The organism is Nonomuraea composti, from assembly GCF_012034275.1.
Classification (GTDB): Bacteria; Actinomycetota; Actinomycetes; order Streptosporangiales; family Streptosporangiaceae; genus Nonomuraea; species Nonomuraea composti.
Genome location: NZ_JAATEP010000045.1, coordinates 53,002 through 74,067 on the forward strand (window position 1 = coordinate 53,002; position 21,066 = coordinate 74,067).

15 protein-coding genes are annotated in these 21,066 nt (G+C 70.8%); 6 read left to right on the plus strand and 9 right to left on the minus strand.

Annotation, left to right across the window (positions count from 1 at the left end; all coding sequences use genetic code 11):
* Positions 1-8 precede the first annotated feature (8 nt).
* The 7 genes from HCN51_RS42900 to HCN51_RS42930 all read right to left on the minus strand — a co-directional run bounded on the left by HCN51_RS42900 (position 9) and on the right by HCN51_RS42930 (position 10,245).
* Complete coding sequence (locus HCN51_RS42900) at positions 9-731, minus strand: cupin domain-containing protein (RefSeq protein WP_168017741.1); 723 nt, start codon at positions 729-731, stop codon at positions 9-11.
* A complete protein-coding gene (locus HCN51_RS42905; RefSeq protein WP_168017742.1) occupies positions 728-1,636 on the minus strand; it encodes a DUF6807 domain-containing protein in 909 nt (302 codons plus the stop codon). Before HCN51_RS42905 ends, HCN51_RS42900 begins: the two co-directional genes overlap by 4 nt.
* A complete protein-coding gene (locus HCN51_RS42910; RefSeq protein WP_168017743.1) occupies positions 1,629-2,765 on the minus strand; it encodes a Gfo/Idh/MocA family protein in 1,137 nt (378 codons plus the stop codon). Before HCN51_RS42910 ends, HCN51_RS42905 begins: the two co-directional genes overlap by 8 nt.
* A 109-nt stretch (positions 2,766-2,874) precedes the next feature.
* A complete protein-coding gene (locus tag HCN51_RS42915; protein ID WP_168017744.1) occupies positions 2,875-3,891 on the minus strand; it encodes a LacI family DNA-binding transcriptional regulator in 1,017 nt (338 codons plus the stop codon).
* A 129-nt stretch (positions 3,892-4,020) separates the two neighbouring features.
* Positions 4,021-5,445: a non-reducing end alpha-L-arabinofuranosidase family hydrolase gene (locus tag HCN51_RS42920; RefSeq protein WP_428981571.1), complete on the minus strand. Its 1,425-nt coding sequence runs from the start codon at positions 5,443-5,445 to the stop codon at positions 4,021-4,023.
* Between the two features lie 49 nt (positions 5,446-5,494).
* Positions 5,495-7,522, minus strand: coding sequence for an RICIN domain-containing protein (locus tag HCN51_RS42925; RefSeq protein WP_206068541.1), 2,028 nt, complete (start codon positions 7,520-7,522; stop codon positions 5,495-5,497).
* Positions 7,519-10,245, minus strand: coding sequence for a beta-L-arabinofuranosidase domain-containing protein (locus HCN51_RS42930; protein WP_168017746.1), 2,727 nt, complete (start codon positions 10,243-10,245; stop codon positions 7,519-7,521). The genes HCN51_RS42925 and HCN51_RS42930 overlap by 4 nt, the downstream gene beginning before the upstream one ends.
* A 688-nt stretch (positions 10,246-10,933) precedes the next feature.
* Between HCN51_RS42930 and xynC the strand changes: the two genes are divergently transcribed.
* Entirely contained in the window at positions 10,934-12,691 is a 1,758-nt protein-coding gene (xynC, locus tag HCN51_RS42935; protein ID WP_277350227.1) for a glucuronoarabinoxylan endo-1,4-beta-xylanase XynC, read from the plus strand.
* A gap of 24 nt (positions 12,692-12,715) precedes the next feature.
* Positions 12,716-15,538, plus strand: coding sequence for a glycosyl hydrolase family 95 catalytic domain-containing protein (locus HCN51_RS42940; RefSeq protein ID WP_168017747.1), 2,823 nt, complete (start codon positions 12,716-12,718; stop codon positions 15,536-15,538).
* A 637-nt stretch (positions 15,539-16,175) separates the two neighbouring features.
* Here HCN51_RS42940 and HCN51_RS42950 read toward each other — a convergent pair.
* Complete coding sequence (locus HCN51_RS42950; protein ID WP_168017748.1) at positions 16,176-16,637, minus strand: MarR family winged helix-turn-helix transcriptional regulator; 462 nt, start codon at positions 16,635-16,637, stop codon at positions 16,176-16,178.
* A gap of 115 nt (positions 16,638-16,752) precedes the next feature.
* Here HCN51_RS42950 and HCN51_RS42955 point away from each other — a divergent pair, with 115 nt between their 5' ends.
* The 3 genes from HCN51_RS42955 to HCN51_RS42965 are packed head-to-tail and all read left to right on the plus strand — an operon-like array spanning position 16,753 to position 17,862.
* Complete coding sequence (locus tag HCN51_RS42955) at positions 16,753-17,097, plus strand: DMT family transporter (protein ID WP_080037981.1); 345 nt, start codon at positions 16,753-16,755, stop codon at positions 17,095-17,097.
* A gap of 28 nt (positions 17,098-17,125) precedes the next feature.
* Positions 17,126-17,446 (plus strand): DMT family transporter, encoded by a 321-nt coding sequence (locus HCN51_RS42960; protein WP_168017749.1) that lies wholly within the window; start codon positions 17,126-17,128, stop codon positions 17,444-17,446.
* Positions 17,447-17,493: 47 nt separating this feature from the next.
* On the plus strand, positions 17,494-17,862 hold the full coding sequence (locus HCN51_RS42965; RefSeq protein WP_168017750.1) for an ArsR/SmtB family transcription factor: 369 nt from the start codon (positions 17,494-17,496) through the stop codon (positions 17,860-17,862).
* Here HCN51_RS42965 and HCN51_RS42970 read toward each other — a convergent pair.
* Positions 17,839-19,020 (minus strand): L,D-transpeptidase, encoded by a 1,182-nt coding sequence (locus tag HCN51_RS42970; RefSeq protein ID WP_168017751.1) that lies wholly within the window; start codon positions 19,018-19,020, stop codon positions 17,839-17,841. The genes HCN51_RS42965 and HCN51_RS42970 overlap by 24 nt on opposite strands.
* A gap of 422 nt (positions 19,021-19,442) precedes the next feature.
* Here HCN51_RS42970 and HCN51_RS42975 point away from each other — a divergent pair, with 422 nt between their 5' ends.
* Positions 19,443-20,618, plus strand: a complete 1,176-nt coding sequence (locus HCN51_RS42975) for a hypothetical protein (protein ID WP_206068542.1) — start codon at positions 19,443-19,445, stop codon at positions 20,616-20,618.
* The last annotated feature ends 448 nt before the right edge of the window (positions 20,619-21,066 follow it).

The window sequence follows — 21,066 nt, forward strand, 5'->3', positions numbered from 1 at the left end:
CGGTGTCGTCAGCCCGTCAGCGGCGTCCAGGTGCGCAGCCGCCCGCACATGCCGAAGGCGCGCGGCCCCGGCCTGGGTGCGGTCCTGACCACGGTGGCCTGCCCGAGATGGGCGGGATCGCCGCTCTCGATGGCGTCGAGGTGGGCGCGGGTGCGCTCGGTCTCGGCCGCGACGGTCCCGTTCCACAGCTCCTTCCAGGACGCGGCCCGCGGCCGGACGATCTCCACGGCGAGCCGGTGGAAGTCCGCCAGGGCCTGCCCGCCTCGCTCCTCCACCTCCCGCAGGAGCTGCCCGAACCCGTCGATCGCCAGGTCCCGGCGGGCCCGCGCGGCCGCCGCCCGCTCGTCCTCGGACGCCTGCTCCGGCAGCGTGGCGGCGGCCCGGTAGGCGTCGGGGTCGCGCAGGACGGCGGAGGGGAAGGTGAGGACGGCGTCCCCGGCCTCGGGCAGGCCCGCGTTCTGCATGATCACCACCAGCCGGAGGCCGTCCTCGTTGACCAGGCGGTGGATCGTCCCGGGCGAGAACCACAACACCGAGCCCGGCTCCAGCCGGTCGCGGGCGAAGCCCGCGGCGCTGAGCGTGTGCACCTCGCCGCGCCCGGCGGTCACGACGTACGCCTCGGTCGAGACCGTGTGCAGGTGCGGCGTGCCGCCGTGCACCCCGTCGGCGCACTCCCAGTCGTAGACCGCGAGGTCGCTGATCGAGGTGCCGCCGGGGAACAGCGGCGTCACAGGGCGAACTCCGCCCCGAGCGCCTCCAGCTCGTCCCGCTCGCACATGTGGTCGATGAACACGTAGCGGTGCGCCAGCTCCAGCGTGTCCCCGTCGGCGAGCGCGATCTCCTCGTCGAACGACGGGGACGGGCTGATCACGGCGAACGCCTCGTTCCGGACGAACCACTTGATCGGCACGGACGCGCTGGAGTGCCCGGCGAAGGCCAGCACGGTGCCGCCGCCGTCGATCTCGTCGTGCTGCCCGACGATGGCCAGCCACGGCGCCTGCTCGCCCATCATCTCCTGCCCGCCCCGGCCGCCGGCGGCGACGATCGTGCCGCCGGTCCAGGAGCGGGGGCCGCGCCAGAAGTAGCCGGCGTACCCGGCCAGCGGCCGGCCGTGCGTGGTGGGGCTGCCGAACTCCAGCGTGGCGCCGCGGACGTTGCGCAGCGACGTGGTGAAGTCCAGCGCCCAGAGGCCGCGCGCGGCGTCCACGCCGTGGAAGACCTGGCGGCGGCGCTCGGTGATCCAGTGCTCGCCCTTCGAGGAGACCCAGTGCAGGCTCTCCTCGGCCACGACCCGCTCGCCGTCGCAGGACAGCTCGGTGAAGCCGAGGTGGTTCATGTGCCCGTGGTCGTCGCGCGAGTGGTAGCCGCGCTCGGCCGAGAAGGTCGGGCCGCCCCAGAAGTTCTGCCCCGACAGGTGCGCCCACGTCATCTGCAGGCCCTTGTGCCAGCGGTGGTCGTGCGGCCGGTAGCTCGACATGGGCGCGCCGGACAGGCTGCGGATCGGGTGGAGGTAGGGCTTGGGCGACTCGGAGTCGGGGGCGTCCGGGTGGTGGACGTACTGCGCGATGTCCACGTCTCCGGCGGTGATGATCACGGACTTGCCCGCGTCGCGGACGCTGAGCCGGGGTTCAGGCATGGGTGCTCTCCTTGGAGGGGCGCAGGCGGGCGGCGGCGGCCCGCGGGTCGCCGCCGTTCAGCGCGTGGTAGAAGGGGTTGGCGGGGACGAGCTCGGCCCGGGAGACCGGGCGGCCGGTGAGCGCCGACTGGTACATGCCGGTGATCAGCTCCATGACGCGCCGGCCGTCGGCGCCGCCGGCCTGGGGCCGCTCGCCGGCCCTCATGGCGGCCAGCAGGGCGGCGAGCTGGGCGCGGTGCGAGCTGGGCGTGTTCTCCTCCGGCGCCCAGCCGGCGATGCGGTCCTGGTCGGTGACGTGCGGGGCGGGCGTCCAGCGCCAGTTGCCGTTGTCGTAGCCGTACAGGTGCTCGACCTCCACCGTGGCGTCGGCGAAGTCGAAGCGCAGGTAGCTCGTCTCGCGCGGGGACAGGACGCTGTTGACGACCGAGGCGACCGCGCCCGACGCGAAGCGGACGATCGCGAACGACACGTCCTCCGTCTCGACCCGGCGGCCGAGCGTGGCCGCGACGGCGTGCACCTCCTGCCAGTCGCCGAGCAGGCTCAGCATGAGGTCCATCTGGTGGATGCCGTGGCCCATGGTGGGGCCGCCGCCCTCGGTCTCCCACTTGCCGCGCCACGGCACCTCGAAGTAGTCGTGGCCGCGGTACCACAGCGTGTTGCACACGGCGACGAGCGGCGCGCCCAGCTCGCCGTCGCCGATGTGCCGCCGCAGCCTCTGTGCCGCGCTGCCGAAGCGGTGCTGGAAGACGTAGCTCGCGTACGGGCCGCCGTCCCGCTCGTGGGCGGTGATCTCGTCGTACTCGGCCAGCGACAGCGTCGGCGGCTTCTCGCACCACACCCACGCGCCCGCGTCCAGGCTCGCCGTGACCGCCTCGCGGTGCGCGACCGGCGGCGTGGCGACCACCACCAGGTCGGGGCGGTGCGCGGCCAGCATCTCGCCGGGGTCGGTGTGGCGGGCCGGGACGCCGAAGGCGTCGGCGACCTCGCGGGTACGGGCGGGGTCGACGTCGCACACGGCGACGATCTCCACCTCGTCGCCGGCGGCGGCCAGGGCGGGAAGGTGACAGGCTTTCGCGATGCCCCCGGCGCCGATGACGGCGACCCGGATCGGGGGCGAGGACGCAGGCATGCGTAACTCCTTCGGACGACACCCCTGGGCCCACCCAGAAGTGATCGATCACTTTTGCCTGGTCAACCTATGTCGATCAGCCCGCGAGGGTCAACCCCCTGGACGGAGGTCAGGAGAGAGGGGGAGGGGCGGTGCTGTCGCGGACGACCAGCTCCGTGGCCAGCTCGATGCGGCTCTGCGCGAGCTCCTCGCCGTTGGCGAGCTGGAGCAGCATCCGGGTGGCCGCGGCGGCCATCTGGCTGAGCGGCTGGCGGACGGTGGTCAGCGGCGGGATGGCCCACCGCATCGAGGGGAGGTCGTCGAAGCCGACCACGCTCAGGTCGTCCGGGATGCGCAGGCCGAGCCGGTGGGCCGCGTGGTAGACGCCGATCGCCTGGCCGTCGTTGGTGGCGAAGATCGCGGTGGGGCGGTCGGGCAGGCACAACATCCGGTGCGCCGCGGCCAGGCCGCCCTCGATGAGGAAGTCGCCCCGGCCGATCAGCTCCGGGTCGGCGGGCACGCCGGCCATGTCGAGGGCGGTGCGGTAGCCGTCGAGCCGGGCCCGGCTGGACAGTGCGGAGTCGGGCCCCGTGATGATCGCGATGCGGCGGTGCCCCAGCTCCAGCAGGTGGCGGGTGGCGGTGAGCCCGCCGTTCCAGTTGCCCGCGCCGACCGAGGGGACGTTCTTGCCGGGGGCGTCGGCCGGGTCGAGCAGCACCAGCGGGATCTCACGGCGGGTCAGCTGCTCGTGCTGCGCCTCCGTCAGGCCGGAGAACACGGCGATCACGCCGCTCGGGCGGCGCCGCAGCACGCCGTCGATCCAGGCGTCGGCGGCGGTGTGGTCGCGGTGCAGGTCGGAGATGCCCACGGTGAGGTCGTGCTCGCGCGCGACCTGGGCGACGCCCTTGGTGATCTCGACGGGGTAGTCGCCTTCGAGCGCGTGGAAGACCAGCTCGACCAGGGCGGTCGGGGTGGAGCGGCGGCGCTGGCGGCGGTAGCCGTGCAGGCGGATCAGCTCCTCCACGGCGGCGCGGGTCTCGGAGGAGACCTCGGAGCGGCCGTTCACGACCTTGGAGACCGTCGCGGTGGACACGCCGGCCAGCTCGGCGAGCTGGGCGATGGTGAGAGGGGACGACTCCGTGGTCATGGCGGCAGTCTAGCCAGCGAGCCCCCGCGGGCGGGCGGCCCCGCAGCACCAAGATCGGATTTTTCGCCCCATAGAGGGCGAGAGCCCTGGACACGTCCCCAGCCGGCCGTGTCCAGGGCTGTCACGCCGTCAGCGCTGCAGGGTCAGCAGGCCCGGCCGGTAGGGCAGCAAACCGTAGTCGCCGCCCGAGTTGGGGCTGCGCCCCTGGTAGAGGAGCTGCAGGTTGCAGGGGTCGACGGTGAAGGTCTGGTCGGCGCTGGTGCGGATCAGCTCACCGTGGCTGATGTCGTTGGTCCACGTGGCGCCGCTGTTGGCCTTGCCGGCGAACGGGTTGCTCTCGGTCGCGGCCTGCGGCGTCCACGAGCCGTTCAGGCTGGTGGCCGTGAACGAGCGGAAGTAGCGGCCCTGCGCGCCGATCGCCTCGACGAGCATGAGGTACTTGTTCTGGTCCTTGAGCTTGTAGACCTGAACGGCCTCGAACAGGTTGTTCGTCGAGTCGCTCATGATCACCGTGGACGTCGAGCCGAAGCTGCCGGGGAAGTTCCCGATCGGCATGCTGGCCCGGTAGATCTTGCCGTTGTCCCCGGCGAAGAACAGGTACATGTTCGTGCCGTCACCGATGACGGTCTGGTCGATGGGGCCCGTCCCCGAGCCGGAGATGCTGCCGGAGAACAGCGTCTGCTGCGCCGACCAGCCGTTCGGGTTGGTCGGGTCGGTCGAGGTCCGGTACGAGAACGCGGTCCCGCCCCACTGGTAGGCCAGCACCCAGATGTTCTTCGGCGCGAAGTAGAACAGCGTGGGCGCGACCGTGGAGTTGGTCATGGCGTTCTGGCTCGCCGTGGCCATCTCCGACCAGTTGGTGAAGGGGCTGAAGTTCATCGAGCCCCAGCGCGTGCCGGTGTCGTGCGTCGTGGCGTAGACGAGGTGCTTGCCGTTGTAGGGGGCGACGGTGAAGTCCTTGAGCGAGACCCAGCCCGCCTTCGGGGTGGCCAGGGGCCCGGTCGAGGTCCACCGGTAGGACGAGGGCAGGTCGCACTGGCCGGGGTTGCCGGTGCCGCCGTCCACCTTGACGAGCTGCCACTGCTGGTTGGTGCCGCCCCAGTCGTCGTACTGGACGATGTTGCCGCCGTCGGCGGTCGAGGCGCCCTGCACCTCCAGCGCCTTGTTGCTGTTGCGGTTGATGAAGCGCACGTAGCCGTCGGAGCTGTCGGCCAGCCGCCACTGCTGGTTGGTGCCGTTCAGGTCGGACCACTGGACGATGGAGCCGCCGTTGGCGGTGGAGAAGTTGTAGACGTCCAGGACCTTGCTGGACAGCCGGGACTTGATCCGGTAGTAGCCGCCACCGGAGTCGACGAACTGCCACTGCTGCTGGTTGCCGTTGTTGCGGGTCCACTGCGTGATGCGGGCCCCGTCGTTGGTCGCCAGGTTGTAGACGTCCAGGGCCTTGCCGCTGTTGCGGTTGACCAGGACGTACCAGGCGGTGGTGTCCACGGTGGCCGCGTTCGCCGGCTGCGTCTGCAGGCCGATGAACAGGCTCGCCAGTAAGGTGGCCACCGTCGCGAGGACGGTCAGGGATCTGGATCTCACGTGTGTGCCTTTCCTGTCAGGGGGTGGTGAGGTCGAAGCGGCGCACGGTCACCGCTCCGCCGAGGGACTGGGTGGCGTAGTTGAAGATGCCGAAGCGGTAACCCATGAAGAACTGCCAGGCGTTGTTCAGCGTGAACGCCGGGCCGAGACTGACGAACGTGGTGCCGTCGGTGCTGTAGGAGAAGCGGGCCGTTCTGCCGGAGCCGGGCCGGATGTCGGCGTTGACCCGCAGCCAGATGCGGCCGCCCGAGATGTTCGCGCCCGCCGCCTCGGTGCCGGTGCCGGTGGTCTGCCACGAGCCGTTCATGGTCAGGCCGTTGGTCATCACCACCCGGTTGACGCCGTTGTCGCGCTTGACGCCGATCCAGGCCGACTGGTCGCGCAGCATCGCCAGGCCGGCGCGGTCGCCGTTGGCCATCTGCGAGTAGTCGAGCTCGATCGTCGCCGTGGACGACGGGCCCTGGATGCGGTGGGTGAGCGTGTTGCGGGCGTTGTAGAGGTCGTTGGTGACGGTCGCGGTCTGCAGGCGCAGGCCGTTGCCGGTGGAGTAGCGGCTGGTGTCGGGGTTGTGGTTCCACTCCCAGCGGTGGCCGAGCGTGGGCGAGGTGAACATGTCCGGGCCGATCATGGACGCGACGGTCTTGCTGGTCTGGATGTTCGGCTTCGGGTACGTGGCGCCCCAGCCGCCGTTCACGGTCTGGATCGTCGGCCAGTCGCCGGACCACGTGATCGGCGCGAGCGCCGGCACCCGGCCGCCGGGATAGGCGTCGACGAACGACATGTAGTACCAGTCGCCGCCCTGCGTCTGGACGAGGCCGCCCTGGTGCGGCACGCCGCCGCCGGAGATGGGGCCCGGCATGTTCAGCAGGACCTGGCGCATCTCGTACGGGCCCCACGGCGAGGTGGAGCGCAGCACGTACTGGCCGTTGGCGGGGCGGGTCAGCCAGATGTAGTAGTAGCCGTTCCGCTTGTAGAAGCGGGCGCCCTCGAGGGTGCCGACGCTGCTCGGCGTCTGGAACACCTGCTGGCTGCGCACCTGGCTGAGCCCGTCGGCCGAGAGCTGGGCGACGCTGATGGTGGTGTTGCCGTAGGCGACGTACATGGTGTCGTCGGTGTCGACCAGCAGGCCGGCGTCGTAGTAGCAGTTGTTGATCTGCGAGCGCTTGGTCCACGTGCCGTCCACGGCGGACGCCGTATAGACATAGGTCCGGTTGAACTCGACGCAGCCGATCCAGTAGTAGGTGCTGTTGCTGGGCCGGTAGTTCAGGGTCGAGGCCCAGATGCCCTTCACGTACGCCCGGCCGCCGTTGAGGTCGTAGGCGCTGGAGCCGAAGTCGAGCCTCGGCACCGAGTGTCCCGCGTACTCCCAGTCGACCAGGTTGTACGAGCGCAGGATGGGCGCGCCCGGCGAGTAGTGCATCGTCGAGGCCGAGTAGTAGTAGGCGTCGCCGACGCGGATGATGTCGCCGTCGGCGAAGTCCTGCCAGACGACCGGGTTGTTGTAGGTGCCGCCGCCGGGATCGGGGTTGCCGCCGCCCATGGGCACGAGCTGCCACTGCTGGTTGGCGCCGCCCCAGTCGTCGTACTGGACGATGTTGCCGCCGTCGGCGGTGGAGGCGTTCTGCACTTCGAGGGCCTTGTTGCTGTTGCGGTTGATCAGGCGGACGTGGCCGTCGGGGGAGTCGGCCAGCCGCCACTGCTGGTTGGTGCCGTTGTGGTCGCTCCACTGGACGACGCTCGCGCCGTTCGCCGTGGAGGCGCCGGAGACGTCCAGCACCTTGCCCGACAGGCGGGACTTGATGCGGTAGTAGCCGCCGCCGGAGTCGACGAACTGCCACTGCTGCTGGTCGCCGTTGTTGCGGGTCCACTGGGTGATGCGGGCGCCGTCGGCGGTGGACAGGTTGTAGACGTCCAGGGCCTTGCCGCTGTTGCGGTTGACCAGCACGTACCAGGCGTTCGGGTCGACCGTCGCCGCCGACGCCTGGGGCACGGGTAACAGGCCCAGGAGAAGCAGTGTCGAGAGCAGCGCGAGCACGCGTCTCACAGGAACCTCCAGAGGTTGTTGGTCGAGCCGTTGTCGTCGGCGAGCACCACCTGCGCGCCCTGGGACGTGCCGGCCAGGCCGAGGACCCGGCCGCCATTGGCGCACTGGATGCGGAAGGTGAAGCCGGAGGTGTGGCGCAGCCGCCAGCGGTGGTCGGCGGTGCCGGTGTCGCCCCACTGCACGACGCGCGACCCGGCGGCGGTGGCCCCGCCCTCCACGCCCAGCACCTTCTGGCTGTGGGAGACGCGCAGCCGCAGGTAGCCGCCGGTGTCGACGATCGCCGTCCACAGGTGGTCGGCGGTGCCGGTGTCGCCCCACTGCACGACGAGCGCGCCGTCGGCCGTCGACATGCCGGTGACGCCCAGCACCATGCCGGTGCCGACGTTCTGGATGCGCCGCGCGCCGTTCGGCACCAGCCGCCACTGGTTGTCGGCGCCGCCGTTGTCGGAGTCCTGGACGGCCTGCGCGCCGTTGGCGGTCGAGCCGTTCTGGATGCCGAGCAGCTTGGAGCTGTTGACGTTGCGGATCTTGACGGAGCCGTCGCCCACGTCGGTGATCGTCCAGCGGTGGTCGGCGGTGCCGTTGTCGCTCCACTGGAGCACCCGGGCGTTGTCGGCGGTGGACATGTTCTCGACGCCGAGCACCTTGCCGCTGTTCGCGTTGCGCAGGCGCACCGCGCTGCCGTCGGCGACCGGGATCCAGTCGTGGTCGGCGGTGCCGTTGTCGGTCCACTGCAGGGCCAGGCCGCCGTCGGCGGTGGACATGTTCTGGATGCCGAGCGCCAGCCCGCTGGCCGCGTTGAGCAGCCGGAAGCTCGCCGCGCCCGTCCCGCCCTGGCCGCCGGTGTTCCAGTAGACGACGTAGTTGTGGGCGGAGGCGTCGTAGAACGGGCCCAGGCCGACGCTCGCGCCGTTGGCGGTGGCGGTGAAGGCCAGGGACGACGTGCTGGTCCGGGTGATCGACGACGGCGTCAGCGACGGGGCCGACGACAGCGAGGTGTTGCCGTAGTTGCCCGACAGCACGACGGGGCCGTAGACGGCGGCGGCCAGGGCGGCGTTGTCGTTGGCGGCCTTCATCATCACCCGCATGGGCAGCCGCACGGTCACGGTGTCGCCCGAGGCCCACGTGCGGGTGAGATCGGCGTAGGAGCCCGGGGTGGTGGCCACGTCCTGCTGGACCCCGTTGACGCTGATCGTCGCGTCCTGCGTCCAGGCCGGGATGCGGATCCGCATCGACCAGGAGCCGCTCACGTCCCCGGTGACCTGCAACGACGTCGTGTCGCTCACCGGGTAGGAGGTCGTCTGGGTGACCGTGATGCCGCGCTGGCTCCAGGTGAGCGTGGAGGGCACGAACAGGTTCACGAACAGCGTGGTGCCGTTGTGGAAGTAGATCGAGTCCATCAGCTTGGTGTTGGTCTCGATGCCGGTGCCCTGGCAGCACCAGAAGGAGTTGTAGTCCGTGCTCCAGGTGCCGCCGCCCCAGGCCGGGCCGACTCCGCGGCGCCCGCCGGGGTTGAGCGGCGTGAAGTAGGTGACGTGCCCGTGCGCGTCGGCCGGGTTCTGCTGGCCGAGCAGGTGGTTGAACAGCGCGTTCTCGTAGAAGTCGAAGTAGTCGGCCCGGCTCGGCGACAGCAGCCACAGCTCGCGGGTCAGCTTGAGCATGTTGTAGGTGTTGCAGGCCTCGCCGGTGTCCCTGCTCAGGTAGGCGGCGATCGCGTTCGGGGCGCGGAAGTGCTCGGCCTGGCTGTTGGAGCCGTTGACGTACGAGTGCGCGCCGACGGTGATCGACCAGGCGTTGGCGGCGATGTCGCGGTAGCGGGTGGTGCCCGTCGCCTTGTACTCGCGGGCCGCGCCGATCCACTTGGGCACCTGCGTGTTGGCGTGCAGCCCGTTGAGCTGGTCCTGGCCCGCGGCCAGCGGGTTGAACACGGCCGCGTGGTCGAACCGCTGCGCCGTGGCCAGCCAGCGGGAGTCGCCGGTCATCTGGTACAGGTCCGTCAGCACGGCGTTCATGCCGCCGAACTCGGTGCCGAGCATGGCCTGCATCTGGCTTGCACTCAGCCGCGACGTGCGGGTGTCCACCCAGCCCGCCAGGGCCAGCAGGACGGTCCTGGCCTGGGTGTTGCCGGTCAGCCGCCACACGTCCAGCAGCCCTGCCAGGGTCTTGTGGATGCAGTAGTACGGCACGTTGCCGTTGCTCAGCGTGCGGTTCTCCAGGGCGGTGATGTCGGATTCGGGGAAGCCGGACAGGTAGCCCGCGGTGAAGCCGGCGGCGCCGTTGTTGGCCTGGCACTTCGCCAGCTCGGCCACCATGTAGGCGGCCTTGTCGCGGCAGGTGGTGTCGCCGAGCACGGCGTACGCCTGCGCCCACGCGGTCAGGAAGTGGCCCTGCATGTGGGAGCGGAACGGGAAGCTGGGCGCGTCCCAGCCGCCGTTGGCCGCCGCACCGCCGGTGGAGAGCCGGTGGTTGGCGCGGAAGACGTACAGCATCCGGTCGACGTCGACGAAGCGCAGGTAGCTGAGCGTGCGGTTCTGGTTGTCCAGCAGGCGGCCGGAGGTCAGCCGGACCTGGCCGAGGTCGAACTCGTAGGCCGAGACCCCGATGTCGGGCCTGGCCCACGCGACCGCGGCCAGGGCGGGTGCAGCGCCGGCCACTTCTCCGGCGACCGTGAGGGCGGCGGTCGCGCCCGCGGCCTGTAAGAGCTGGCGACGGCTCAAGGACATGGGAACTCCTTCGAGGTCGGGGCGCGTGCCCGGCCGCCGCCGGGCACGCGTTCACGAGGCCGGGCCTCGGATGGTCTGCGGTGTGTTGTTAGCGCTAACATCCGGTCCTGCGGACAGCCGTGCGGCCGACTCCCTTGTGCGTTGTCGCGGAGTACATCCGACGGCCCGCCCTCACGTCAACGAGGGGCACCCCTCGCCACGTGGGCGGTCGCCGCCGGAACGGCGTCCCGCCTGGAGTTTCGCGCCTCCAGGAGATCACGCCGCACTGCTGGTGACTGTGAAAGTTTCACAGAAGTTACTCGAAGGCAACAGGGTAAGTTGCGAAAGATCAGCGGTTAAGTTGCCGTCTCTGAAGCGTGGTCATCGCGCGTGACAGGAGCACTTGCCGCCCTGTCCTGGGCCGACACCGCTCATCGGCGGCCTGGGCGAGTGCCGGACCCGATCTTCGTTAAGTTTCTGGACCGGGCTCTGTTGACGAGCGGCAGTCAGAGCCTTACCTTCCTGCAAGAGATGTTAACGCGAACAAACGGCCCGCGCTGCTAGCCGCCGCTCGCGCCAGGAAGCCGGTCCGCCGGGACCGGCTGCTCGCCCGCGTGCGCTCCGACGCCGCCGCCGACTCCCTCTCCCTGCCATGCCCGGACCGGCTCGCCCTTCGGCGTGCCGCGCCCACCAGCCACTAGGAGGAGACATGACGCAAGGCCCGGCCGATCGGCGGGCGGCCGATCAGCAGGCGGGCGGCCGTCGCCCGCTGAGCCGCAGAGCCGTCCTGGCCACGATGGGCGCTCTCCCGGTGCTCGCGGCCACGGCGACGCCCGCGACGGCCGCCGCCGCGGTGGTCATCGACCCGTCGGCGCGGCGGCAGACGATCAGGGGCTTCGGCGGCATGGCCCACGCGGCCTGGATCGGCGACCTGACCGCCGCCCAGCGGGACACCGCGTTCGGCACCGGCGACGGCCGCCTGGGCTTCTCCGTGCTGCGCATCCCCGTCCCGGAGAACCAGGCGGACTGGAGCCGCGACCTGGCCACGGCGCGGCGTGCGGCCGAGCTCGGGGCGGCCGTCATCGCCTCCCCGTGGAACCCGCCCGCCTCCATGGTCGAGACGTTCGTGCGCGGCAGCCAGACCAACGCCCGGCGCCTGAAGTACTCCTCGTACGCCGCCTACGCCCAGCACCTCAACGACTTCACCACCCACCTGCGCAACAACGGCGTCAACCTGTACGGCATCTCGGTGCAGAACGAGCCCGACTACGCCCAGGAATGGACGTGGTGGACCGCCACCGAGATGGTGCGCTTCTTACGGGAGAACGCCGGCTCGATCAGCACCAGGGTCATCGCCCCCGAGTCGTTCCAGTACCTGAAGAACATGTCGGACCCGATACTCAACGACGCCACGGCGCTGGCCAACGTCGACATCATCGGCGCCCACCTCTACGGCACCTCCTACGCCAACTTCCCGTACCCGCTGTTCAAGCAGAAGGGCGCGGGCAAGGAGCTGTGGATGACCGAGGTGTACTACCCCAACAGCACCGACTCGGCCGACCTGTGGCCGCAGGCGCTCGACGTGGGCGAGCACGTCCACCACGCGATGGTGGACGCCGAGTTCCAGGCGTACGTCTGGTGGTACATCAGGCGCAGCTACGGGCCGATGCGGGAGGACGGGCAGCTCAGCAAGCGCGGCGCCTGCATGGCGCAGTTCGCCAGGTTCGTCCGCCCCGGTTACGTGCGGATCGACGCGACGGCCAACCCGGTGTCGAACGTCTACGTCTCGGCGTACCAGGGCGGTGACGGCACGGTCGCCGTCGTGGCGGTCAACAAGGCGGCCTCCGCGGTGAGCCAGCAGTTCACGCTGGCGAGCGGCACCGCCTCCAGCGTCTCGTCCTGGGTGACGGACGCGAGCAGGAACGTCGCCGCGCAGGGCACGGCCGCCGTCTCGAACGGCTCGTTCACGGCTACCCTGCCCGCCCGCAGCGTGACGACGTTCGTGACGGGCGTGACGCAGACGCCCGGCGGCGGGATCGACACCACCGCCTGGTACGTGCTGGTCAACCGCAACAGCGGCAAGGCCCTGGACGTCTACAACCTGTCCACCGCCGACGGCGCGCGCATCACCCAGTGGACCCGCAACAACGGCGACCAGCAGCAGTGGCAGTTCGTCGACGCGGGCGGCGGCTACTACCGCATCAAGTCCCGGCTGTCCGGCAAGGTGCTGGACGTCTCCGGCTTCTCCACCGCCAACGGCGGCGCCGTCGTCCAGTGGACCGACCTGAACGGCACCAACCAGCAGTGGCGGCCGGCCGAGTCCGGCGGTTACGTCCGCCTGATCAACCGCAACAGCGGCAAGGCCCTGGAGGTGCAGGGCGCCTCCACCGCCGACGGCGCCAACATCGTCCAGTACGACGACTGGGGCGGCGCCAACCAGCAATGGCAGCTCGTCCGGGTCGGCTGACCACCATCCCCCGAGGGAAGCGACATGTCTGACTTATCGCGAAGGCAAGTGCTGCGGTTCGGCGCGGCCGGAGCCGGTGCCGCCATGCTGCCGATGTGGCCGGCCACCGCCCACGCGGCCGCCTCCCCGGCGGGTGACCTGGCCCTGTGGTACGACGAGGGCGCCGGCACCGACTGGCTGCGCGCCCTGCCGATCGGCAACGGCCGCCTGGGCGCCATGGTGTTCGGCAACGTCGACGTCGAGCGGCTGCAGCTCAACGAGGACACCGTGTGGGCGGGCGGCCCGTACGACCAGAGCAACACCAAGGGCGCGGCGGCGCTGGGCCAGATCCGGCAGCTCGTCTTCCAGAACCAGTGGAGCCAGGCCCAGAGCCTGATCGACCAGAACATGCTCGGCAGCCCGGCGGGCCAGCTCGCCTACCAGACCGTCGGCAACCTGCGGCTCACCCTCGGCGGCACCTCCGGCGTCAGCGAGTACACCCGCCACCTCGACCTGACCACCGCCACGGCGGGCGTGTCGTACCTGCAGAACGGCGTGCGCTACCGCCGAGAGACGATCGCCAGCGCGCCGGACCAGGTGATCGCGCTGCGCCTGACCGCCGACCGGCCCGGCTCGATCACGTTCTCGGCGACGTTCGACAGCCCGCAGCGCACCACCCGCTCCAGCCCGGACGCGGCCACGGTCGCGCTCGACGGCGTCTCGGGCGACATGGAGGGCGTGGCCGGGCGGGTCCGGTTCCTGGCGCTGGCCAGGGCCGTCGCCACGGGCGGCACCGTCACCAGCTCCGGCGGCACGCTGCAGGTCAGGTCCGCCGACAGCGTGACCGTGCTGATCTCCATCGGCACCAGCTACGTCGACTTCCGCGACGTGAGCGGCGACTACCAGGGCATCGCCCGCCGCCACCTCGACGCGGCCGCCGGCCGCTCCTACGACGACCTGCGTGCCCGGCACGTCGCCGACTACCAGCGGCTCTTCGGCCGTACGACGCTCGACCTCGGGCGTACCGCGGCGGCCGACCAGACGACGGACGTGCGCATCTCCCGGCACGCCACCACCGACGACCCGCAGTTCTCGGCGCTGCTCTTCCAGTACGGCCGCTACCTGCTGATCAGCTCCTCCCGCCCGGGCACCCAGCCGGCCAACCTCCAGGGCATCTGGAACGACTCGCTGACCCCGGCGTGGGACTCGAAGTACACGATCAACGCGAACCTGCCGATGAACTACTGGCCGGCCGACACGACGAACCTGCCGGAGTGCTTCGAGCCGGTGTTCAAGATGATCAACGAGCTGGCGATCACCGGCGCCCGCACGGCCCGCGTGCAGTACAACGCGGGCGGCTGGGTGACCCACCACAACACCGACGCCTGGCGCGCGACATCCGTCGTGGACGGCGCCCTGTGGGGCATGTGGCAGACCGGCGGCGCGTGGTTGGCCAGCCTCATCTGGGAGCACTACACCTTCACCGGCGACCTGGACTTCCTGCGGCAGAACTACCCGGCGCTGAAGGGCGCCGCCCAGTTCTTCCTCGACACCCTCGTGGAGGAGCCGACCCTGCGCTACCTGGTCACCAACCCGTCGAACTCGCCGGAGCTGGCCCACCACTCCGGCGTCAGCGTCTGCGCCGGCCCCACGATGGACAACCAGATCCTGCGCGACCTGTTCAACGGCTGCGCCCAGGCGGGGCAGGCGCTCGGCGTCGACGCCGACTTCCGCGCGCGCGTCCTGGCCGCCCGCGACCGGCTCGCGCCGATGAAGACCGGCTCGCGCGGCAACATCCAGGAATGGCTGTACGACTGGGTCGAGACCGAGCCCAACCACCGGCACATCTCGCACCTGTACGGCCTGCACCCCAGCAACCAGATCACCAAACGCGGCACCCCGGCCCTGCACGCCGCCGCCCGCCGCACCCTGGAGCTGCGCGGCGACGACGGGACCGGCTGGTCGCTGGCCTGGAAGGTCAACTACTGGGCGCGCATGGAGGAGGGCACACGCGCGCACACGCTGCTGCGCCTGCTGGTGACCCCGGACCGGCTGGCGCCCAACATGTTCGACCTGCACCCGCCGTTCCAGATCGACGGCAACTTCGGCGCCACCTCCGGCATCGCCGAGATGCTGCTGCAGAGCCACAACGGCGAGCTGCACGTCCTGCCGGCCCTGCCGCCCGCCTGGCCGAACGGCAAGGTGCAGGGCCTGCGCGGACGCGGCGGCTACACCGTGGACGCCACCTGGAGCTCCGGCGCGGCCACCGAGATCCGCGTCACCTTCGACCGGGGCGGCACCGTCTACGTGCGCGGCCGCATGTTCACCGGCAGCCACCAGGTGACCGACGCCGCGACCGGCGAGGCCGTCACCGTCACCAGGCCGGAGTCCGACGTCATCGGGCTGACCGGGCAGGCCGGGCACACGTACCGGATGACCGCCTCCGGGCCGCCGGCCGCCTACGTGCGGATCGCGAACGTCACCACCGGCCTGGTGCTGGACAGCGGCGGCAACGTCGCCTCCGGCTCGGTGCTCAAGCAGTGGAGCTGGGACGGCAGCACCAACCTGCAGTGGCAGCTCGTGGACCTGGGCAGCGGCTGGTACCGCATCGTCAACCGCACCAACGGCATGGTCATCGACAGCTGGGGCAGCACCGCCAACGGCGCCAGCGCCCGGCAGGCGGCCTGGAGCGGCGGCAACAACCAGCAGTGGCGGCTCAACAGCACCGGCAACGGCCGCTACCAGATCATCAACCGGGGCACCGGCACCGCCCTGGACGGCATGGGCAACAGCACCGCCGGCTCGACGGTGGCCCTGTGGGCGCCGAACTCCAGCACCAACAACCAGTGGACCGTCACCGGTGTCTGAGCCGTCGGGGGCTGATCGTCAGGGCTGAAGACGTGGCCCGGGTCGATGGCCCGGCTGCAGATCAGGTCGATCAGCTCCGGCAGGTACGCACGGACCGGGGCGGGGTCGCCGTGCAGGTGCACCAGGGACATGAACAGGCCGAGCAGGTGCACCAGGGACATGAACAGGCCGAGCAGGTGCACCAGGGACATGGACAGCTCGTCACCCGGCAGCTCCTTGATCCGTGCCACGCCCTGGTCGCCGCGCTCGGTGACGAGGTCGGTGGCGCCGAACCGGCGGGCCAGCGCCTGCCGGGGCGCGTGCCGGCTCATCGCGATGGTCCGCTCGGCACCCAGCCGCTTGGCGGCCAGCACGCCGCACAACCCGACCGCGCCGCTCCCTCGGGCTCGTCCACGCCCCGGAGGGCCACAGGTCGGAGCCGCAGATGCAGGTCGCCGACAGGCGGATGATCGCGTCGGTGGGCTCGATGATCTCCGGGTCGGGGCGGTCCTCGACGCGGACGTCTCCCGGGGCGTACGGAACTGCTCCACGCATGCGCCTCTCCTGCCTCGCTGTCCTGCTTTCCCGGAACGGGGCCGACGGCCCGTCCCGGGGGAGAGGATGACGCTTCGCGCAGCGGTGCTCTGCCGTGCTGCCGCTACTCCCCGCCGACCCGCGCGCTCAGCGCCGCGAGCGTGCCGGAGAGCTGGGGGTCCGCCTGGCCCGCCGCCTCCAGCGCGGCGCTCAGGGTCTCCTCGTACGTGCGGCTCGCCTCCGCGTGCCTGGCCCGGCCCGCCTCGGTGATGACGGTGTAGACGCCCCGCTTGTCGTCGGGGCACAGGTCGCGGTAGGCGAAGCCGGCCGCGTTCAGCCGGGCGACCAGGCGGGTCACCGAGCTCTGGTTGAGCCCGACCTTGTCGGCCAGCTCCTGCATGCGCAGCTCGCTGGTGGGGGAGGCGGCGAGGTGGCCGAGCGCCCGGTACTCCGACAGGCCGATGCCGTGGTGGCGCTGCAGGGCGGTGGCGAGCCTGCTCTCCACCCTGGCGTGCAGGAGCAGCACGCGGTGCCAGGTCGCGGCGACGTCCGGGACGGGCGGCGCGGCGGGGGCTTCGGAGGCCATGGGGATCTCCTCGTTCCAGGATCTTGAAGACCGGCTTGACAGAAGAATACATGTACATACATCATTCTGCCCATCGGGCATTTACTTGCAGATACATACAAATAGGAGTCATGTGATGGCCTGGATCTACCTGCTCGTCGCCGCCGTCTTCGAGGTCGTCTTCGCCCTGGCCACCAACGCCACCGAAGGCTTCACGCAGCTCTGGCCGTCCCTGCTCACGGCGGGCGCGGCGGCCGGCGGCATCTTCTTCCTCAGCCTCGCCCTGCGCACGCTGGACGTCGGCGTCGGCTACACCGTGTGGACGGGCATCGGCTCCGTCGGCACCGTCGTGCTCGGCGCCGTCATCTTCGGCGAGCAGATCACGATCTGGAAGGCCCTGGCGTTCGTGCTGATCATCGGCGGCGTGCTCGGGCTCAAGCTCTCCGACCGCCTGTCCGCGAGCAAGCCGTCCGCCGCCTGACCCGCTCCCATAGAAAGGTTTCCGTACCATGGCCTGGATCTACCTGTCCATCGCGATCGTCTTCGAGATCTGCTTCGCCCTCGGCACCAACGCCACCCGCGGCTTCACCCGCCTGTGGCCGTCGGTCTTCACGCTGCTGGCGGCGGCCGGCGGCATCTTCACCCTCAGCCTTGCGCTGCGCACCCTCGACGTCGGCGTGGGCTACACCATCTGGACCGGCGTCGGCTCCATCGGCACGGTCGTGCTCGGCGCCCTCATCTACAAGGAGCGGATCACCCCGGCCAAGCTCGGCTCGTTCGCCGCGATCATCGGCGGCGTCCTCCTGCTCAAGATCGCGGCGGGCGTCTGATCCCGTCCGGGACGGCATGGTTCGATGGTTGTCGTACGATGGGGACCATGGTCACAGCGCGACGAGCCGGGCAGGACCGGGTGCCGCCGCACCCCGACCCCGCCGAGATCAGCCTGCAGCAGGTCCTCGAAGCCCTGGTCGACCCGGTGCGCCGGCAGATCGTCCGCGAGCTGCACGCCGCCGGCGAGGACCTGCGGTGCGGCGTCATCGACCTGCCGGTCAGCAAGTCCACCGCCACCCACCACTTCAACGTGCTGCGCGAGGCCGGCCTGATCCGGCAGTACTACGTCGGCACCTCGCGCATGAACGCGCTGCGCCGCGACGAGGTCGAGCGGGCCTTCCCCGGGCTGCTGGCCCTCGTCGCGGCCGACACCCCCTCGGGTGCGCTGCTCTCAGGCGTCGGTCGAAGTGTTTAGGGCGCTGCCCGCCAGCCACTCCTGCCACGACTTGGCCCAGGGCGTCGGCCCGTTGCCGAACCGCAGCCGCCGCGAGGTGCCCGTCACCTCGATGATGTCGCCCCGCTGCGTGAAGCCGTAGAACCAGCGGGCGTTGCTCGTGCTCGCGTTCACGCAGCCGTGGCTGACGTTGCGGCGGCCCTGCGCGCCGGTCGACCAGGGGGCGGCGTGGAAGAACATGCCGCTGTACGTCATCCGCACGTTCCACTTCGTGTGGTGGAAGTACTCGCCCGGGATGCCGATCGTGGCGGAGTCCATCAGGAAGTCCTCCGCCTTCTCCTGGGCGATCATGGTGCCGGACCAGCTCTCGTAGCCCGGCTTGCCCAGGCTGACCGGGATCCTCCGGACGACCTCGCCGTTCTTGCGGACGATCGCCCGGTGCGTCTTGTTCCGGATCGTGGTGATGTGCTCGGGGCCGACGGTGAAGGACAACGTGCGGTCCTTGGTCCCCCAGAAGCCGCCGCCGATCCGCAGACCCGCCAGGTGGGCGACCACCGTGACCCGCTCGCCGCTCGGCCAGTACTCGCGCGGCCTGAACTGCACCTCCCGGTCGCTCACCCAGCTCCACGCACCCTCGACCGGCTGCGACATCCGCACCTCCAGCGACCGCTCCACCGCCGCCCGGTCCTCGCGTGCGGTCACCGGCTTCGACAGCAGGACCTGGATCGGCATCCCCACGCCGACCCTCTCGCCGTCCAGCGGCGACATGCCGATCTCCAGCACCTTCCTCGGCTTCAGCGTGGTGAACGCGGACCTTTCCGTGACCATCTGCCTGCCGTCGGCGCCGGTGGCCTGCGCCCGCACCGTGTACGTCGTGGCCGGCCGCAACGGCCAGCGCGGCCGCCACGTGCCATCGGCCGCCAGGACCCCGCTGACTTCGCGCCCCTTGGCGTCGGCGACCGACAGCGCGGTGACCTTGCCGCCGGTGACCCGGACGCCGATCCCCGTGTCCGGCGGGACCTTCTTCGCGCCGTCCACCGGCGTGATCGTCAGGCCGGGCGGCGGGAGCGGCCGGGACTCCTGAGGCGGCGCGCCGGTGCCGCCGCCCGAGGCGCAGCCGGCGGTCACGAGCAGCACCGCCGTGGACGTGCTGACGAGGATGGTGCTGCCGTTCCGCATCGCCGATGCCCCCAACTTCTCCCGACACATGGGCCTATTTCGGACTAGGTGATCCCTCTTCGGGACGAGAAGTGTTATGCCCGTCACTCTGTGTAATCATGCGGTAGCGTCATTCGTCTTTCGCGGACGTTCAAGAGCCCTGCGGAAACCCGCCACGCCCACCCGTACGTCACCCCGCTTGACACCACCGTGATCGATCCTTAACCTCTCGGGGGCAAGGCGGCCTGAATCGTTTTTATCCCGGTTATGTACATCCCGTGACGAGGTGCGCTTCGAGAGTTCGATGTCCGGCCCATGAAGTACGGGGTCGCGGCGACGCTGCGTGACTCTCCTCGGCCCTTCGACGGCCCGCCGTGCCTCGAACCTCTCTGAAACGTTCAAAGAAAGGCCGCGAGACGTCCCTCGACGCAACGGAGGAACTCATGACCACCACTCCCGCGTTACGCACCCCCGAAAAGGGCCGCAGGCTCGCCCGGATCGGCGCGGTCCTCGCCGTCCTCGCGGGCGGCCTCGCACTCGGCTCGCCCCCCGCCTCCGCCGCGGCCTGCGGCGACGGCACCTTCCAGGCGCAGGTGACGGTCAGCGGCAGCACCTGGACCGCCCGCAACAGCGCCGGCGCCGCCGTCTACACCGGCACCGACTTCCGGGCGGCCGTCCAGGCGGGCATCGGCAGCCTCACCGCCGGGCGCACCTCCATCCAGCGGATCGTCGTGCGCGGCAACGGCTCGATGAGCGCCGGCAGCCGGATCTCGCTGCCCAGTCACACGTCCCTGTCGGTCTGCGGCACGATCAACGTCACCGGCTCCGGCAGCGGCGACTACGCGCCGGTCTACTCCCGGGGCACCACGAACATCGAGGTCCCGTACCTCAACGTCACCGGCACCCCCGTCTACGGCATCTTCCTGCGCAACGTCACCAACGTCTGGCTCGGCCAGATCGACATGCGGCTCGGCGCGGGCCTCGGTGTCCGCATCGACAACCGCGGCGACACCAGCCAGTGGACCCGCAACGTCCGGGTCGACAACGTGTACGTGCAAGGTGCCGGCTCGCACGCCATGGAGACGTACGGCGTGGACGGCCTCACCGTCGGCACCGTGACGGCCCGCAGCGTCGGCGAGTCGGGCCTGCTGCTCAACCAGACCATCAACGCCACGATCGGCACCGTGGACGCCGACAACGCCGGCGCCGGCACCGGCTACGCGGCCTTCCGCATGGCCAACCGCAACGGCCGCATCGGCAGTTCCTACCCGAACAACATCCGCGTCGGCACCGTCAAGGCGCGCGGCGGCGGCCGCGGCGTCTTCTGCGTCTCGGAGAGCGGCGGCGCCACCATCGACCGGGTCGACATCGCCAACACCGGCAACAACTCCGTCCTGGTGGAGAACTGCTACAACGTCGTCATCGCGGGCGTGTCGGGCACGATCAGCGGCGGCGGCGAGGTGCGCATCGCGGCCCGCACGGAGTTCCCGCCGTCGTCGGGCATCCGGTTCCAGAACCTGACGGTCAGCAACACCGGCATCCGGTGGAGCCCGTGCACCGGCAGCAACAACACGATCAGCAACGTGACACGGGTGAACTCCACGCTGACCTGGTGCTGAACCACCCACCCCGCACCCTCGCCGCCTCGGTGGGCGAGCCGCCGTCGGTGGCCGAGTCGCCTTCGCCGAGCCAGTCGCCTGCCACGGGCGCATCGCCTGCGAGTCGCTTTCGGCCAGTCGCCTCCGGCGGATGCGGGGGGCCACTCAGGGCGGCCCGGCCCGTGTGGACCGGGCCGCCGTTATGGCCGGCCGCTCCGGCGACGAGCACCGCGTCACTGGCGGCCAAGCCGCGCTCGACCCGTTCGCGGCGCTGCGCGGCCTCCGCACCGGGCCTGGCACCGAGGCGATCGTCCCGGCGCCACGTCCGTCCTGCTCGCGGACGTCCGCACCGGCCCGTGGCCGTCCGCCGGGTCGGCGGTCCGTGAGATGTCGTGATCGGCGGTGCCGTTCACGCGCTGCCACCGCGCTGCCACCGCGCTGCCGCCGCCCGCCGCGCCGGCGCGCCCGC

What these genes read in the sequence shown, in the direction of transcription:
- HCN51_RS42905 (WP_168017742.1), bottom strand. Translation starts at nt 1,636, where the DNA reads ATGCCTGAACCCCGGCTCAGCGTCCGCGACGCGGGCAAGTCCGTGATC.
- HCN51_RS42910 (WP_168017743.1), bottom strand. Translation starts at nt 2,765, where the DNA reads ATGCCTGCGTCCTCGCCCCCGATCCGGGTCGCCGTCATCGGCGCCGGG.
- HCN51_RS42915 (WP_168017744.1), bottom strand. Translation starts at nt 3,891, where the DNA reads ATGACCACGGAGTCGTCCCCTCTCACCATCGCCCAGCTCGCCGAGCTG.
- HCN51_RS42930 (WP_168017746.1), bottom strand. Translation starts at nt 10,245, where the DNA reads ATGTCCTTGAGCCGTCGCCAGCTCTTACAGGCCGCGGGCGCGACCGCC.
- xynC (WP_277350227.1), top strand. Translation starts at nt 10,934, where the DNA reads ATGACGCAAGGCCCGGCCGATCGGCGGGCGGCCGATCAGCAGGCGGGC.
- HCN51_RS42940 (WP_168017747.1), top strand. Translation starts at nt 12,716, where the DNA reads ATGTCTGACTTATCGCGAAGGCAAGTGCTGCGGTTCGGCGCGGCCGGA.
- HCN51_RS42950 (WP_168017748.1), bottom strand. Translation starts at nt 16,637, where the DNA reads ATGGCCTCCGAAGCCCCCGCCGCGCCGCCCGTCCCGGACGTCGCCGCG.
- HCN51_RS42955 (WP_080037981.1), top strand. Translation starts at nt 16,753, where the DNA reads ATGGCCTGGATCTACCTGCTCGTCGCCGCCGTCTTCGAGGTCGTCTTC.
- HCN51_RS42960 (WP_168017749.1), top strand. Translation starts at nt 17,126, where the DNA reads ATGGCCTGGATCTACCTGTCCATCGCGATCGTCTTCGAGATCTGCTTC.
- HCN51_RS42965 (WP_168017750.1), top strand. Translation starts at nt 17,494, where the DNA reads ATGGTCACAGCGCGACGAGCCGGGCAGGACCGGGTGCCGCCGCACCCC.
- HCN51_RS42970 (WP_168017751.1), bottom strand. Translation starts at nt 19,020, where the DNA reads ATGCGGAACGGCAGCACCATCCTCGTCAGCACGTCCACGGCGGTGCTG.
- HCN51_RS42975 (WP_206068542.1), top strand. Translation starts at nt 19,443, where the DNA reads ATGACCACCACTCCCGCGTTACGCACCCCCGAAAAGGGCCGCAGGCTC.